The following is a 15,970-nucleotide window of genomic DNA, read 5'->3' on the forward strand; positions in this document are numbered from 1 at the left end:
TAAAATCAGACAGTTAAATTACCGATTAGCCACAGGATGCACCTTTAGATGACCCAGGTAACCAACACCCCGTACGAAGCCCTTGAAGTCGGCCAGACCGCCAGCTACAGCAAGACCGTCGAAGAGCGTGATATCCAGCTGTTTGCCGCCATGTCCGGCGACCACAACCCGGTGCACCTGGATGCCGAATACGCCAAGGCGACCATGTTCAAGGAGCGTATCGCCCACGGTATGTTCAGCGGCGCCCTGATCAGCGCAGCCGTTGCGTGTGAGCTGCCCGGGCCGGGCACTATCTATATCGGCCAGCAGATGAGCTTCCAGAAGCCGGTGAAAATCGGCGATACCCTGACCGTGCGCCTGGAAATCCTCGAAAAGCTGCCGAAGTTTCGCGTACGCATTGCCACCCGTGTTTTCAACCAGCGCGATGAGCTGGTCGTGGATGGCGAGGCGGAAATTCTTGCACCACGCAAGCAGCAGGTCGTGACCTTGACCGAGTTGCCGCCGATCAGCATCGGCTGAGTACGGTTTTCAGGGCCAACACCCTGCAAATGTGGGAGGGGGCTTGCCCCCGATGGCGGTGTGTCAGTCATTGAAATATCGACTGATCCACCGCTATCGGGCGCAAGCCCCCTCCCACATGTGTTACACAGCAGCGCTTAGGACTGAGCGCGAGCCTGGTTACGCAGGGCTTTTACCTGGTCGTGATTGCGTTGCACGCCGTGGTACTGACGCTCAACCAGGTCACGAATGCCCAGCAGGTTGTGCTTGTTGATCTTCTCGATGGCTTCTTTGTAAGCCTTCAGTGCGTGGTCTTCGCCGCGCTCGGCTTCGTTCAGCACAGCCTCTTCGTCCTTACCGGTCAGCATCGACTTCACGTCGACCCAGCCACGGTGCAGGGCGCCGGCTACGCTGCCGGAGTCTTCCGGATCACCGCCCAGGGCACGCACCGCGGTCTTCAATTCGGCGGCGGCGGTAGCGCAGTCAGCGGAGCGCTTGGCAAACAGCGCCTTGAGTTCCGGATGCTTGATGTCTTCTGCGCATTCCTTGAAGCCTTTCTGGCCGTCGATGCTGGTCTCGATCAGGTCGTTCAGTACGGAGATCGATTCTTTGTTGATGTCAGTCATTTTTCAATTCCTTAGGCAGGTGAAGAAGGGTTGTATTAATGATTGCAGCGCTCGTGCCAGGTTTTGAAAAATTACTTTTATGTTTATTTTCAATGACTTAAAAATATTTGAACCATCTGTATGTACGTTATTTGCATGATCTGTCATTTGGCCTTCATGCAGAATGCCTGTATTTTCGAAGACCTCGCCTCACTCAACACGAAGCCCATGAATCCCGAAAAACTCGAACTGCTGATCACCCGCGAAATGCCCTTCGGCAAGTACAAGGGCCGGATCATCGCCGACCTGCCGGGTCCCTACCTGAACTGGTTCGCCCGCGAAGGCTTTCCCCACGGCGAACTGGGCGGGTTGCTGGCATTGATGCAGGAAATCGACCACAACGGTTTATCTGAATTGTTGGAACCGCTGCGCGCTAAACACGGCAAACCCGCCCCCCGCCATTAAGAGACTCGCCATGCCAAGGAATGCTGACAACGAACCTCACTGGCAGGCCATCGCCCAGCGCTATGCGCTGGAGCCCGGCCCGATCAACCTGGAGAACGGCTACTTCGGGCGTATGAGCCGCGAGGTGCAGGCGCAGTACCTGGAGCACGTGGCGTTTATCAACCGCAGCAACTCGCTGTATGTGCGCCAGCGCTTCGAGCAAGGTGAAAATGTCGAGATCCGTCGCCAACTGGCGGGCCTGATCGACGTCGACCCCGAGGCAGTCGCCTTTACCCGCAACGCCACCGAAGCCTTGCAGTCGCTGATCCGCAACTACAACCGCCTGCACCCCGGCGATCAGGTGCTGATCAGCGACCTGGAATACGACACCGTCAAAGGTGCGATGCGCTGGTTGGCGGGTGTTCGCGGTGTGGAAGTGATCGAGTTGTCCCACACTCATCCGGCCAGTTTCGACAGCCTGGTGCAGACCTATCGCGATGCGTTCGCCCAATACCCGCGCCTGAAGCTGATGGCACTCACCCATGTGACCCACCGCACCGGCCTGGTGATGCCCGTAGAGGCCATCGCCAAGACCGCGCGTGAGCATGCCATCGACGTGATCCTCGACGGCGCCCATGCACTGGGCCAGATCGAGTTCAACCTCGCCGAACTGGGCATTGCGTTCGCCGGCTTCAACCTGCACAAATGGATCGGCGCGCCGCTGACCCTGGGGTTCCTCTATATCGCCCCCGAACGCCTTGCAGATATTGATCCGGACATGGGCGAGTTCCACTACCCCGCCACCGACGTGCGTGCGCGTACGTCGTACAGCACGCCGAATTTCCCCGCGTTAATGACGTTGCCGCTGGTGTTTGAAGAACATCGCGCCATGGGCGGCGCGGCGGCCAAGGGTGCGCGGGTCAGTTACCTGCGGGATGTATGGGTGAGCCAGGTGCGACTGTTGCCGGGGATTGAGGTGCTGACGCCGGATGATCCACGGCTGTATTGCGGGATCACGGCATTCAAGTTCAGCGGGCGGGATCAGCAGGTGATGGTGGATCGCATGCTCAAGGACTATGGGCTGTTTACCACCACGCGCACCGGTGCGGCGTTTGGTACCTGTATCCGCGTGACACCGGGGTTGGTGACGTCGGCAGAGGACATCAATGTCCTGGTCAATGCCATTACCGAGCTAAGCAGAGACTAAAGGTGGGCCTCAGGTTTTTACCGGCAAAAAAAAGCGGTACACCGACCAAGTGCACCGCAAAAATGCCGTTAAGCACAGCAACAACGATTCGATGAATCAGATCAATCCAGCAGCGCCAGCGCCTGCGCGGTGACTTCCTGGATACGGGCCCAGTCGCCGTTCTTGACCCACTCCGGGTCAAGCATCCAGCTACCGCCCACGCACATCACGTTTTTCAACGCCATGTAGCTCTTGATATTGGCCGGGCCGACGCCGCCGGTCGGGCAGAATTTCACTTCGCCGAACGGGCCGCCCAGGGCCTTGATCGCGGCAACACCGCCGCTGACTTCGGCCGGGAACAGTTTGAAGCGACGGTAGCCCAGGCCGTAGCCTTCCATGATGCCGGAGGCGTTGCTGATGCCTGGCAGCAGCGGGATCGGGCTGTGCACCGAGGCTTCCAGCAGGTCACGGGTAATGCCGGGGGTGACGATAAATTGCGAACCGGCGACTTCCGCCGCTTCAAGCATGTGGCGGTCGAGTACGGTGCCGGCGCCGGTGCACAGTTCAGGCCGCTGCTCACGCAGCACCTGAATGGCCTTGAGGCCGAACTCGGAACGCAAGGTCACTTCCAATGCGGTCAAACCACCGGCTGCCAGGGCATCGGCCAGCGGCAGGATGTCCTGCTCGCGGGCGATGGTGATCACCGGCAGGATCCGCGCCTTGGCGCAGAGGCTGTCGATCAGGGCAACTTTATCCGCCATGGACACGGTCGGTTGAGGGCTTTTCATAGCGGCTGATCCTTGGCTCATGGGCACCAGTAAATCTCTAAAGTAGGTTGCAAAAACGCGCGAATCGGCATGGCAGCGACGTCGTCACTGGCCAGCGCGGCGCTCAAGGTGGTCAATTTCGAACTGCCGGAAATCGACAGCGCGGTGTAGTGGGCCGTGGCCAGCAATGCGCGACTCATGGTCAGGCGCTGGTGCGGCACGGTCGGCGCCAGCATCGGCCAGCAACGGCGGGTACCGTCGGCCTGCAGTGCAGCGGCGAGGTTCGGGCTGTTGGGAAACAGCGATGCGGTGTGGCCGTCATCGCCCATGCCCAGCACCAGCACATCAATGGCCGGCAGCTCGGCCAGCAGGCGATCGGCCTGCTCGGCAGCGTCTTCAAGGTTGGCGGCGGCGCTGTACAGGCTGAGGAACCTGGCCTTGGCCGCCGGGCCTTGCAACAGGTGCTGCTTCAACAGGCCGGCATTGCTGTCGGCGTGTTCCACCGGCACCCAGCGCTCATCGGCCAGGGTGATGGTGACCTTGGACCAGTCCAGGCCTTGCTTGGCCAGGTTCTGGAAAAACGCCACGGGGCTGCGGCCACCGGACACCACCAGGGTCGCTTCGCCACGGGCACTGATGGCCGCGCGCAGTTGTTCGGCCACGTCGTTGGCCAGGCCGTCCGCCAGCAGCACAGGCGTGCGGTACTCGTGGGCAGTCACGCCCCGAGGCAGTTTCAATTCAGATATCGCCATACCAAGACCTCCCATCCCGCGTGATCAGTGCAATCGAGCTCATCGGCCCCCAGGACCCCGCCGCATACGGCTTGGGCGCATCACCGGATTTTTTCCACCCGGCGATCAACTGGTCACACCACTTCCACGCGGCTTCGATTTCATCTTTGCGAACAAACAGGTTCTGATTGCCGCGCATCACTTCCAACAGCAAACGCTCGTAGGCATCGGGGATGCGCGCGCTGCGATAGGTATCGGAAAAATTCAGTTGCAATGGCCCGCTGCGCAGTTGCATGCCCTTGTCCAGGCCCTGCTCCTTGGTCATCACGCGCAAGGAAATGCCTTCGTCCGGCTGCAGGCGGATGATCAACTTGTTGCTGATCTGCAGGCGCTGTTCGGGGGCGAAGATGTAATGAGACGGTTCCTTGAAGTGGATGACGATCTGCGACAGCTTCTGCGGCATACGCTTGCCGGTACGCAGGTAGAACGGCACCCCGGCCCAACGCCAGTTACGGATATCGGCGCGCAGGGCGACGAAGGTTTCGGTGTCGCTCTGGGTGTTGGAATTCTCTTCTTCCAGGTAACCCGGCACCGGCTTGCCGGCGCTGTAGCCGGCGATGTACTGGCCACGCACCACTTGAGTGGTAAGGCCATCCGGGCTGATCGGCGCCAGGGCCTTGAGCACCTTGACCTTCTCGTCACGAATGCTGTCGGCGGACAAGTCGGCCGGCGGGTCCATGGCGATCAGGCAAAGCAGTTGCAGCAGGTGGTTCTGGATCATGTCGCGCAGCTGGCCGGCCTTGTCGAAATAGCCCCAACGGCCTTCGATGCCGACCTGCTCGGCCACGGTGATTTCCACATGGGAAATGTAGTTCTGGTTCCACTGGGTTTCGAACAGGCTGTTGGCGAAACGCAGGGCGATCAGGTTCTGGACGGTCTCTTTGCCCAGGTAGTGGTCGATACGGTAGGTGCGGTTTTCCGGGAAGAACTGCGCCACGGCATCGTTGACCTTGCGCGAGGATTCCAGGTCCGACCCGATGGGTTTCTCCAGCACGACGCGGGTGTTTTCCGCCAGTCCGACCTTGGACAGGTTCTCGCAGATCGCACCGTACACCGCCGCAGGCGTGGCGAAGTAGGCAATCAGGCGTTGCTCGGTGCCGGCCTTTTCCGCCAGGGCCACGTAGTCATCGGCTTTCAGGAAGTCGACGTGGACATAGGTCAGGCGCGCCAGGAAACGCTGGGCGATGCTCTCGTCCAGTTCCTTGCCGACATATTTACGCAATTCTTTTTCGATATGGGCCAGGTGTTGCTGCTCGGAACCGGCTTCCCGGGCCAGGGCCAGGATACGGGTATCGTCGTGCAGGAGCCCGGCGCCATCGAGTTGATAGAGGGCAGGAAATAACTTGCGCAGCGCCAGATCACCCAAGGCGCCAAACAGGGCAAAGGTGCAGGGTTCTACGGTTATCGAAGGCATGATGTTTGTTCTTTTATCAAGTTAAGCTACAAATACCTTTTTTCAAGGCATCACTCAAGGAAAAATGTAGTAATAACCACAACATTTTCCCGAAATACGCATTCCGAGTGGTGGTGTTCAGCTACCCTCAGTAGGATAGGCCACCGCAAAAGGCCACTCGTCGATTGGTTGCCACCCTTTATTTGCATCGTCGCCCGAAGGAAAGACTGAATGGACCGCGTGCGAAATCTTCTGGAACAGATCCGGAACCGCCTCGAAGAATTGAACAAGGCTGAGAAAAAAGTGGCCGAGGTCATCCTGCTCAACCCGCAGCAGGCGACCCGCTTCTCCATCGCAGCCCTTGCCCAGGCCGCCTCGGTCAGTGAACCGACGGTCAACCGTTTCTGCCGTTCGTTCGGCGTCAGCGGTTACCCTGAACTTAAATTGCAGTTGGCGCAAAGCCTGGCCAGTGGCGCAGCGTATGTCAGCCGCGCCGTGGAGGCCGATGATAACCCCGAGGCCTACACCCAGAAGATCTTTGGCAGCGCCATCGCCTCGCTGGACGCCGCCTGCCAGGCCCTGGACCCGGCCCTGATCAGCAAGGCCGTGGACCTGTTGATCCAGGCGCGGCAGATCCACTTCTTCGGCCTGGGCGCTTCGGCGCCGGTGGCCATGGACGCGCTGCACAAGTTTTTCCGCTTCAACCTGGCGGTCACCGCCCACGCCGACGTGCTGATGCAACGCATGATCGCCTCGGTGGCCCACACGGGCGAGCTGTTCGTGATTATTTCCTACACCGGGCGCACCCGTGAGCTGGTGGAAGTGGCGCGTATCGCCCGGGAAAACGGTGCGTCGGTGCTGGGCGTAACCGCCGAGAACTCGCCGCTGGCCAAGGCCAGTACCGTAAGCCTGAACATTCCGCTGCCCGAAGACACCGACATCTATATGCCGATGACCTCACGGATCATTCAGTTGACGGTGCTGGATGTGCTGGCCACCGGCATGACCTTGCGCCGCGGGGTGGATTTCCAGCCGCATTTGCGCAAGATCAAAGAGAGCTTGAATGACAGCCGGTATCCGGTGGGGGATGAGTTCAACTAAGCCAGCCTGTGTGCTGGCTTCACTGGCCTCATCGGGGGCAAGTCGAATCGTCGCACCGCCCCTCCCACATTATGAAGGTATTCACAAATCAAACTGTGGGAGGGGGCTTGCCCCCGATGAGGCCATCAACCACACCGCTAAACCCCAGCCCGTGCCTGCAAACTGAGATGCGCCCTCTCCCCCGGCGCCAGACTCGCCCCCGCCATTGCCGACTCCACGCACACAAACCCCGACGCCTCGTTGAAACTCACCCCCAGCAGCGGCCGGCTGCCCGGATGCCATACAACGGTGTCGGCGCTGTCGCCGGTATCGATGCACAGTTCACGTTGCCAGGCATGATCCTTGAGGTGCAGTTCGCCATCGTGCTGGAACACCCGCTGGCACCCGCCATCCACTCGTAACTCGCCTTCCTGCTGGCACGCCTGGCGATTGAGCTGGTCGTAACCGTGCGCGCCGTCGAGCCCAGACAGCGCTATCTCATCGACGTGACCAATACGCCAGTAAGCGTGCAAAGCATGGCTCAACTGGCACGGCAACTCGTCCTGATGCTCGGTGCTCAGGCGCAGTTCCAGCGTGTCGCCCAGGTGCGCGTACAGGTCGACCTGCCAGTCACACAGCTGCAATTGCCAGTGCAGGCGCACGCCGTCGTCGTCGCTGCTGCTGTCGAGCAGCTTCCAGTCGATCAACCGCGCCCAACCATGGGACGGCCAAGCGTTTTCGCTCGGATGGCGGCCATACCACGGCCAGCACACCGGTATGCCGCCACGGATGGCGCCGACTTGCGGCCACTTGGCCGCGCACCACAGCCAGGGTTTCTGGCCACGGGGCTGAAAGTGCAGCAGTTGCGCGCCCTGGCGACTGAATACCGCCTGGCACAGCGGATGGTCGATCACCAACACGTCGCGCATCTGAAAGCGCTCCCAGGCGAACACCGGACGCTCGCGCAGGGATTTGAAAAAGCGTTGCAGCGGTTGCTCATGCATGTGCCACGGTCCTGAATATCGTCACAGTGCCACTCAAAAAAAAGCGGATAGCCATGGCTACCCGCAAAATGCGCACAGAGAGAAGGAGCTTATCGCAACAGCGTTAGAACGTAGACTGAATTTTCAGGCCCGCCACCAGCGCGTTGTCGACTTTATCCACGCCGCCCGGTTGGACAACGTATTGCAGGTTGGGACGCACGGTCAGCCAGTTGGTGACGTGGAAGCCGTAGTTGATTTCGAAGTTGTACTCGGTTTCGCGGATCGGCGAGAACAGCGGGTTGTCGTAGTCGGCCACGCCGTTGGCGGCATTCAGCAGTTCGGCGTTTTTCTTCACGTCATCGTTGACGTGCAGACGCGCAGCACCAATGCCGACGTCATCTTTTGGACGCGCGTCGAATGGGCCTTTGTACACCAGCATCAACGACTGGTAGTTGTCGACCAGGTTGGTTTCCTTGTCGTGGAAGGTCGCGTTGGCAGCGATGTTCAAGCCACGGGAAGCGTCGCCGTTATGGGTGGTGAGCTGCTGCTGGGCAACGAACCAGTAGCCTTTTTTGCTGCTGCGGGTACGGTAGGCCGCACCGGTGGTGGCAGCATCGTTGCCATTGACGTCTTCACGAACGTCAGCAGCATCGGCGGCGCTCTTGTAGTAACCCACACGGTATTCGCCCGGCAGGTTATTCACCTTCGGCGACCAGACCAACTCCACCGGAATCACGGTGCCCTTGGTGCCGCTGCCGCTGAGCTTGAAGCCGTTGCCGTGCTCCAGCTGCGACGGGTTCTGGTTGTACGCACCGATTTGCGCATACAGCTCAGGCGTGATGTTGTACTTCACGCGGATCGCGGCCTGGCTGACCGGCCAGTTGTACCAGGTATTTACATAGTTGCCGACCTGGGAGCCACAGAACGACAGGTTCTGGAAGTCGCACGGGAAGGTGTTGAAGTCTTCGCCTTCACCGAAGTAGCCGAGCTTCACGTCCAGCTTGTTGTCGAACATCTGGTGCTGAATCCAGAACTGGGTCAGACGCACCATGTGGCCACGACCGTAGACTTCCATGGACGAGCTCAGCGTGCCGGCACGCGGGTCGCCAATGCGGTCGTTGGAGATGTTCTGGCCATTACGGTTAGTCAGCTGGATCTTGGCCTGGGTGTTATCCCAGCCCCACAGCTTTTGCAGGTCCAGCGCCACGCCCAACCCAAACTGGTCGGAGTAACGGCCGGTCTTGTCGTCGTTGTAGCCGCCGCGCAGGTTGGCGCCCATTTCCCCTACGTAGTCAGCCTTGATGTCGATACCTTGTTCGATCAGCTTGGTACGCTCGCCGCCCCAATCACCGGTCATCCACTTGGAGTCGGCACTGAATGCATCGGCCGCCATCGCATTGGCGGACAGTACAAGGGCTGCTGCTGCTGACAGTTGGCAGATCAGCCGAGTGTTGTTGTGTTGCTTTTTCATCCCTACATCCTCGTCTTTATTGTTATTAAACTGTTTTTATCTAACGCGGGTTACTTTTTTTCATCTAAAACAACAACTTATCTACTTCAGCGACCTTTGAATTGGGCCACGTTGTCCGCATGCCCCTGTGCGGGCAATGAAGAAGCAGTGCCGAGGCGCTCGCCCGTGTTGGCGTCGAACAGCAATACCTTGGATGGATCGAATTGCAGTGTCAGGGTCTCGCCCACCTGCGGCGCCACATCAGGCGCCAAACGGCAGCAGACCTTGGTGTCATTGAGCTGCACAAACACCAGTGTGTCCGGGCCGGTCGGCTCGGTGACCTGGACCTCGGCACGAATGCTCGACGAACCATTACCCTCACCCGCCGCCAGCACGATCTGCTCCGGGCGCAGGCCCAGAATCACATCACGGTCTTCCAGGCCGGCGTCGTTCATACCCAGCGGCAATTCGCATCGCGCCTGGCCGCTGTCGAGCAGCGCCACCAACTTCCCGTCCTTGCGTTTTAGGCGCATAGGCACGAAGTTCATCGGTGGTGAACCGATAAAGCTTGCCACAAATAGGTTAGCAGGGTCGTTGTAAATTTCTTTCGGCGTGCCGAATTGTTGGATGATGCCGTCCTTCATCACCGCCACTTTATCGCCCAGGGTCATCGCTTCGATCTGGTCGTGGGTCACGTAGACGGTGGTGGTCTTGAGGCGCTGGTGCATCAGCTTCATTTCGGTACGCATTTCGACGCGCAGCTTGGCGTCGAGGTTCGACAGCGGTTCGTCGAACAGGTAGATCTTCGGCCGACGCGCCAGGGCCCGGCCCATGGCCACGCGCTGTTGCTGGCCGCCGGAGAGCTGGCCCGGCTTGCGGTTGAGCAGGTGTTCGATCTGCAGCAGCTTGGCCACGCGCGCCACTTCGGCGTCGATGTCGGCCTGGGGCATCTTGCGGATCTTGAGGCCGAACTCGATGTTCTCGCGCACGCTCATGGTCGGGTACAGCGCGTAGGACTGGAACACCATGGCGATGTCACGATCCTTGGGGCTCATGCCGCTGACGTCCTGGTCGCCGATCATGATCGCGCCGCCGGTGATGGTCTCCAGGCCGGCGATGCAGTTCATCAGCGTGGACTTACCGCAACCCGAAGGGCCGACCAGGATCAGGAACTCCCCTTCCTTGATCGACAGTTCGATGTTCTTCAAGGTGTCGGGCAGGCCGGCGCCATAGGTCTTGTTTACATTGCGAAGTTCAAGCGTAGCCATGATTACCCCTTGACCGCGCCGGCCGTCAGGCCGCGCACGAAATACTTGCCTGCGATCACATAGACCAGCAGGGTCGGCAGCCCGGCGATCATCGCCGCCGCCATATCCACGTTATATTCCTTGGCCCCGGTGCTGGTGTTGACCAGGTTGTTCAGCGCCACCGTGATGGGCTGGGAGTCGCCACTGGAGAACACCACACCGAACAGGAAGTCGTTCCAGATCTGGGTGAACTGCCAGATCAGGCAGACCATGATGATCGGCGTGGACATCGGCAGAATGATCTGACGGAAGATGGTGAAGAAACCGGCCCCGTCCAGGCGTGCCGCCTTGATCAGCGCATCCGGGATGCTCACGTAGTAGTTACGGAAGAACAGCGTGGTGAACGCCAGGCCGTACACCACGTGCACAAACACCAGGCCGGTGGTGGTGCTGGCCAGGCCCATCTTGCCGAGGGTGAACGACGCGGGCAGCAGCACGGTCTGGAACGGCAGGAAGCAGCCGAACAACAGCAAGCCGAAGAACAGCTGCGAACCACGGAAGCGCCAGAACGACAGCACATAACCGTTCAATGCACCGATGGCGGTGGAAATCAGCACGGCCGGCACGGTGATCTTGAGCGAGTTCCAGAAGTAGCCATCCACGGTGGCCCAGGCCTTGACCCAGCCGATGCCGCTGACCACGGTCGGCCAGCTCAGCAGGTTGCCGGTGCTGATGTCTTCCGGGGTCTTGAAGCTGGTGAGCAACATCACCACCAGCGGTACCAGGTAAAGCAGCACAGCGAGGATCAACACCGCGTAGATCGCGATGCGGCTCAGGCTGATGGCAGGTTTGGCAGTGAGACTAGTCATTACGCTTGGTCCTCAGCTCGGAGTAGAGGTAAGGCACGATGATCGCGAGGATCGCACCGAGCATCAGGATTGCACTGGCCGAGCCCATGCCCATCTGGCCACGGCTGAAGGTGAACGAGTACATGAACATGGCGGGCAGGTCGGACGAATAGCCCGGGCCACCGGCCGTCATGGCCGCCACCAGGTCGAAGCTCTTGATCGCAATGTGCGCCAGGATCATCACCGCACTGAAGAACACCGGACGCAGGCTCGGCAGCACCACGCTCCAGTAGATGCGCGGCAGGCTTGCGCCGTCGATCTGGGCGGCACGGATGATCGACTGATCAACGCCACGCAGGCCGGCGAGGAACATCGCCATGATGAAACCGGAGGCTTGCCACACGGCGGCAATCACCAGGCAGTAAACCACGCGGTCCGGGTCGATCAGCCAGTCGAGACGGAAGCCTTCCCAGCCCCAGTCACGCAGGAGTTTGTCCAGGCCCATGCCCGGGTTGAGCAGCCATTTCCAGGCTGTACCGGTGACGATCATCGAGAGCGCCATCGGGTACAGGTAAATGGTGCGAATAAAGCCTTCGCGGCGGATTTTCTGGTCGAGGAAAATCGCCAGCGTCACGCCGATCACCAGGGTGATGCCGATGAACATCCCGCCGAACAGCGCCAGGTTCTTGCTCGCTACCCACCAGCGGTCGTTGTCGAACAACCGCTCGTATTGCGCAAGACCCGCCCATTTGTAGCTTGGCAGGAACGTAGAGGTGGTGAACGAGAGCACAAACGTCCACAGGATGTAGCCGTAGAAACCCACCAACACGATGAACATGCTGGGCGCCAGCACCAGTTTGGGTAGCCAGCGCTGCAGTGCATCGAACGGCGAGGCTTTGCTGAACACAGCAACAGAACTCATGGGGAAATCCAATACAGGGAAAAAGGACTACAGAAGCACGCCTTGTGAGGGGTCAGGGATCCCCCTCACAAGGTCAACCGTTACTTGGCAGACTTGATCGCAGCGCCGAGTTTCTTGGCGGTGTCGGCCGGGTCGGCTTTCGGGTCGTTGATGTAGTTGGTCACGACATCGAAGAACGCACCTTGCACCGCCAGGGTGGTGGCCATGTTGTGCGCCATGCTTGGCTGCAGGCCACCGGTCTTGGCGTCAGCCAGGAAGTCCTTGGCTGCAGTCTGGGCGCAGGAGTCGAAACCGTACGAGTCCATTTTGTTCAGCATGTCGTTGCGAACAGGTATCGAGCCCTTGTTGATGCTGAACACCTTCTGGAAGTTTTCACCCAGCACGACTTTGGCGATGTCCTGCTGGCCAGCGGCAGTGCCTTTGTCTTTCTGCTTGAACACCGCCAGGGAGTCGATGTTGTAAGTGAAGGCTTTGTCGGTGCCCGGGAAGGCTACGCACTCGTAGTCTTTGCCGGCGACTTTCTTGGCGGCGGTCCATTCGGACTTGGCCCAGTCACCCATGATCTGCATACCGGCCTTGCCGTTGATGACCTTGCCTGCTTCGAGGTTCCAGTCCTGGCCTTTGCCGTCGACGTCCATATAGGTCGCGACTTTCTTCAGCTCGGTCAGGGACTTGACCATTTCCGGGCCGGTTAGCGCAGCGTTATCGAGGTCGACCAGGGCTTTCTTGTAGCCATCGGCGCCCATTACCGACAGGACCACCGCTTCGAACACGGTGCTGTCCTGCCAAGGCTGGCCACCGTGGGCGAGCGGGATGAAGCCTGCGGCTTTGAGCTTGTCGCCGGCGGCGTAGAATTCTTCGAGGGTGGTCGGGTTCTTGGTGATACCGGCTTTCTTGAAGACTTCCGGGTTGATCCACAGCCAGTTCACGCGGTGGATGTTGACCGGTACGGCAACGTAGTCGCCGTCGTACTTCACGGTGTCGGAGACTTTCTTGTCGAGCAGGGAATCCCATTTTTCGTCTTTGGCGACGGACTTCAGGACGTCGGTGTCGAGCAGGCCGGTAGATGCCCACTCCTGGATGTCGGGGCCTTTGATCTGGGCAACGCCTGGCGGGTTGCCGGCGACCGCGCGGCTTTTCAGCACGGTCATGGCAGTAGCGCCACCGCCACCTGCGACGGCGCCGTCTTTCCAGGTGAAGCCGTCTTTCTCGACTTGGGCCTTCAGGACATCTACAGCCGCTTTTTCGCCACCCGAGGTCCACCAATGCACAACTTCAACCGTCCCTTTGGAGTCGGCGGCAAATGCACTGAGGGGAAACAACGAGGCAACGGAAATAGCTACGGCGAGGCGATTAATCGCGTTCATCTGAATACCTTTTCTTGTTGTTATGCATGCAAGTCTGGAGCTTGCGCTGCACGGAGTTTAAACATGGTTTTTTCGAGCACAGGTAACAAAGGGATGCACAAATGTCACCACTTGGTGACATAACACCCAGCGCCTAAAGCGCTGGCCATACTCGGGGCCAGGGGCAGTGCAGGCAGCACGACCGCTTGCCAGGCATGGTACAGGTCCGGTTTACCGCCCCAGATGGTGCTGCTGGGCTGGTTATGCGGGCTGAGTTCGTGGTGCCAGCTGCCGTGGAGGCGGTCGATGAAATGGGTGTCGCAAAATTCCCAGAAACGCCGGTACCAGGTTTCGTAATGCAGCTCACCCGTGCGTTTGAGCAAGGCCTGGGCAGCGGCGCTGGCTTCGGCGTGGGTCCAGTGCAGGCGCTCGCGCACGACCGGGCGGTGGTTCCAGTCCAGGGTGTAGACGATACCGGGGGCGCCATCCACGGCCCAGGCATAGTCGCAGGCGCTGGCGAACAGACCCTTGGCGGCGCTCAGCAGCCAGTCCGGCGTGGCCAGCCCGGCCTGCAGGCGCGCGGCTTCCAGGTGCAGCACCAGCCGCGCCCACTCAAAGCCATGGCCAGGGGTGATGCCATACGGGCGGAAGCCATCGGCGGGGTTATCTTCGTTGTAATCGAACAGGGGTTGCCATTGCGCGTCGAAATGCTCGATCACCATGAACTGGTTGGCGGCGGCGTGGGTATGAATCACTCGCTCGACGATGCGCAGGGCGCGGTCCAACCAACGTGTGTCGGCGGTGACATCGGCCAGGGCCAGGAAGGCTTCGGTGGCGTGCATGTTGCTGTTGGCGCCGCGATAGGCTTCGACGCCGCTCCAGTCCCGGGCGAAGGATTCGAGCATCACGCCCTCCTCTTCGCTCCAGAAGAACTGGTCGATGATATGAATGGCGTCGCTCAGCAGATTTTGCGCGCCAGGCGCGCCCGCTACCACGGCCGAGCTGGCAGCCAGGGCGACAAACGCATGCAGGTAGGCCGCCTTGCCGGTGTTGCCGTCCAGGGCCTGGGGCGCGGCGAACCAGCCACCGTGTTCGCTGTCACGCAAAGGTCCGCCCAGGGCCGCAACACCGTGCGCCACCAATTCGGCATAACCCGGCAAGCCCATGGCATGGGCCATGGCGAAGCTGTGGGTCATGCGCGCGGTATTCATGGTTTCGGCGTGGGCATCGGCCGGCAACTGGCCTTTGTCGTCGAGGTTGCCAAACCCCTCAGGCAGACGGGAGGCCTTGGCGAAGGCCAGCAGGCGCTGCCCTTCGGCGGCGAGCCAGGCGTGATGGACAGGTGCATTCAGCCAACTGCTGGCAGGCAGTGGTCGCGTGGTCATGGGTGGCCCTTATTATTGTTTGTGGGATGACCGGAGTCTAAACAAGGGCAAGGTGGGGGCAAGTAACGAAGGGGATGGGAAATGTCACCAGACGGTGACATTCAAGCCGCTAGGCGGCCTGTGGCGAGCAAGCTTGCCACAGGCCCGATATTACTGGCCGAGCGGCGTTGCCGCCGCCGGCGCATTCAGGCGCTGATTCAGGTTCTGCACCTGGCTCTGCAAGGTGGTGATATTGCGGGTGGTCTGGATGCGGAACACGTCGAACTCCTTGTTGGTCGGCGCATCGCTGTTGGCCGGCTGGCTGTCCTGGGCGCTTTTGAGTACCACGAGGTCCTGCTCAAGACGGGCGATGGCTGCACTCGGGTTACCTTGCTTTTTCAAGGCCGCCACATCAGCGACCAATTCCTTTATCTCGGTATCGCGCTTGCCGGCATCGCCCTGCGCAGCCTTCAGGGTGGCCACTGCATCGGTCAAGGCTTGCACCTGGCCCTGCAGCTTGGCATTGGCGCCCGACAGCTCAGTGGTGCTGGCAGTCATTTGCGCCAGGCGCTTGTCCAGCTCGGTGGCCTGGCCGGCAACGCCGAGCTGCTGCTTGCCCTGCTCCAGCAACTGGGTTTCCAGCTGTTTGATCTGCAGTTTCAGTGCTTCGCTGCCGTTGTTCACATTGGCTTCACTGGCTACGACCTTGCCGGAAATGTCCTGCAGGCGCCCTGCCGCTTCTTCGCTGATGCGCGCAAAGCTTTCCTGGGTGGCAACCAACTGCTGACCCATCAGGGAAATCTGCTGGAAGCTCCACCAGGCCAGGCCGGCGAAGGCGATCAGCAGCGCACCGATCAATGCCCACAGCGGGCCGGTGCTGGCGCCCTTGACCTTGACCACGGGCGTATTGCGCGAACGCACCGAGGTGGCCGGGGAAGGTTCGAAATCATCGTCATCCCCAAGATCGGCCCGCAGGCTGGGAATGTTGTCGAAATCGTCTTTGGCATCGTTACGCATGAATCAACCCTGAATCGGTGAGTTAGCTG

Annotated in this window: 16 protein-coding genes; 4 read left to right on the top strand and 12 right to left on the bottom strand. The window is 60.2% G+C overall.

Translation table 11 applies throughout. The features are described 5' to 3' along the window. Positions 1-48: 48 nt before the first annotated feature. Positions 49-519 (top strand): MaoC family dehydratase, encoded by a 471-nt coding sequence (locus NIBR502773_RS08795; protein ID WP_003175719.1) that lies wholly within the window; start codon positions 49-51, stop codon positions 517-519. Positions 520-656: 137 nt separating this feature from the next. Here NIBR502773_RS08795 and NIBR502773_RS08800 read toward each other — a convergent pair whose 3' ends face one another. Continuing rightward, on the bottom strand, positions 657-1,124 hold the full coding sequence (locus NIBR502773_RS08800; RefSeq protein WP_010208206.1) for a PA2169 family four-helix-bundle protein: 468 nt from the start codon (positions 1,122-1,124) through the stop codon (positions 657-659). A gap of 207 nt (positions 1,125-1,331) precedes the next feature. Here NIBR502773_RS08800 and NIBR502773_RS08805 point away from each other — a divergent pair, with 207 nt between their 5' ends. Both NIBR502773_RS08805 and NIBR502773_RS08810 read left to right on the top strand, forming a co-directional pair. Further along, positions 1,332-1,568, top strand: a complete 237-nt coding sequence (locus tag NIBR502773_RS08805; RefSeq protein ID WP_003213031.1) for a DUF3820 family protein — start codon at positions 1,332-1,334, stop codon at positions 1,566-1,568. Between the two features lie 10 nt (positions 1,569-1,578). Next, a complete protein-coding gene (locus NIBR502773_RS08810) occupies positions 1,579-2,754 on the top strand; it encodes an aminotransferase class V-fold PLP-dependent enzyme (RefSeq protein WP_141155871.1) in 1,176 nt (391 codons plus the stop codon). Positions 2,755-2,855: 101 nt separating this feature from the next. Here NIBR502773_RS08810 and NIBR502773_RS08815 read toward each other — a convergent pair whose 3' ends face one another. Genes NIBR502773_RS08815 through zwf form a run of 3 tightly spaced genes read right to left on the bottom strand, consistent with a single transcriptional unit; the run spans position 2,856 to position 5,705 of the window. Beyond that, positions 2,856-3,521, bottom strand: coding sequence for a bifunctional 4-hydroxy-2-oxoglutarate aldolase/2-dehydro-3-deoxy-phosphogluconate aldolase (locus NIBR502773_RS08815; protein WP_026067364.1), 666 nt, complete (start codon positions 3,519-3,521; stop codon positions 2,856-2,858). A gap of 17 nt (positions 3,522-3,538) precedes the next feature. Further along, positions 3,539-4,252: a 6-phosphogluconolactonase gene (gene pgl / locus NIBR502773_RS08820; protein WP_027605597.1), complete on the bottom strand. Its 714-nt coding sequence runs from the start codon at positions 4,250-4,252 to the stop codon at positions 3,539-3,541. After that, positions 4,239-5,705 (bottom strand): glucose-6-phosphate dehydrogenase, encoded by a 1,467-nt coding sequence (gene zwf / locus NIBR502773_RS08825; protein ID WP_065939134.1) that lies wholly within the window; start codon positions 5,703-5,705, stop codon positions 4,239-4,241. Before zwf ends, pgl begins: the two co-directional genes overlap by 14 nt. Positions 5,706-5,924: 219 nt before the next feature. Here zwf and NIBR502773_RS08830 point away from each other — a divergent pair, with 219 nt between their 5' ends. After that, positions 5,925-6,785, top strand: a complete 861-nt coding sequence (locus tag NIBR502773_RS08830) for a MurR/RpiR family transcriptional regulator (protein WP_169898656.1) — start codon at positions 5,925-5,927, stop codon at positions 6,783-6,785. Positions 6,786-6,922: 137 nt separating this feature from the next. On the opposite strand, the gene NIBR502773_RS08835 is transcribed toward NIBR502773_RS08830, so the two are convergent. From NIBR502773_RS08835 to NIBR502773_RS08870, 8 genes are all read right to left on the bottom strand, one after another. Then, positions 6,923-7,768 (bottom strand): D-hexose-6-phosphate mutarotase, encoded by an 846-nt coding sequence (locus NIBR502773_RS08835; RefSeq protein WP_141155872.1) that lies wholly within the window; start codon positions 7,766-7,768, stop codon positions 6,923-6,925. 103 nt (positions 7,769-7,871) lie between these two features. Beyond that, on the bottom strand, positions 7,872-9,218 hold the full coding sequence (locus NIBR502773_RS08840) for a carbohydrate porin (protein WP_027605594.1): 1,347 nt from the start codon (positions 9,216-9,218) through the stop codon (positions 7,872-7,874). 86 nt (positions 9,219-9,304) lie between these two features. Beyond that, positions 9,305-10,465 (bottom strand): ABC transporter ATP-binding protein, encoded by a 1,161-nt coding sequence (locus tag NIBR502773_RS08845; RefSeq protein WP_065939136.1) that lies wholly within the window; start codon positions 10,463-10,465, stop codon positions 9,305-9,307. Between the two features lie 2 nt (positions 10,466-10,467). Next, positions 10,468-11,313, bottom strand: coding sequence for a carbohydrate ABC transporter permease (locus tag NIBR502773_RS08850; protein WP_092358420.1), 846 nt, complete (start codon positions 11,311-11,313; stop codon positions 10,468-10,470). Next, the gene (locus NIBR502773_RS08855) at positions 11,306-12,214 is read right to left on the bottom strand and encodes a carbohydrate ABC transporter permease (RefSeq protein ID WP_003175732.1); all 909 of its coding nucleotides are present in this window, start codon (positions 12,212-12,214) and stop codon (positions 11,306-11,308) included. The genes NIBR502773_RS08850 and NIBR502773_RS08855 overlap by 8 nt, the downstream gene beginning before the upstream one ends. Positions 12,215-12,294: 80 nt before the next feature. Next, the gene (locus tag NIBR502773_RS08860) at positions 12,295-13,581 is read right to left on the bottom strand and encodes an ABC transporter substrate-binding protein (RefSeq protein WP_027605591.1); all 1,287 of its coding nucleotides are present in this window, start codon (positions 13,579-13,581) and stop codon (positions 12,295-12,297) included. A 104-nt stretch (positions 13,582-13,685) separates the two neighbouring features. Then, positions 13,686-14,945, bottom strand: coding sequence for an AGE family epimerase/isomerase (locus NIBR502773_RS08865; protein ID WP_141155873.1), 1,260 nt, complete (start codon positions 14,943-14,945; stop codon positions 13,686-13,688). Positions 14,946-15,095: 150 nt separating this feature from the next. Further along, positions 15,096-15,941, bottom strand: a complete 846-nt coding sequence (locus NIBR502773_RS08870) for an ATPase (protein ID WP_141155874.1) — start codon at positions 15,939-15,941, stop codon at positions 15,096-15,098. Positions 15,942-15,970 lie beyond the last annotated feature (29 nt).

The organism is Pseudomonas sp. NIBRBAC000502773 (assembly GCF_006517195.1).
GTDB classification, from domain to species: domain Bacteria; phylum Pseudomonadota; class Gammaproteobacteria; order Pseudomonadales; family Pseudomonadaceae; genus Aquipseudomonas; species Aquipseudomonas marginalis.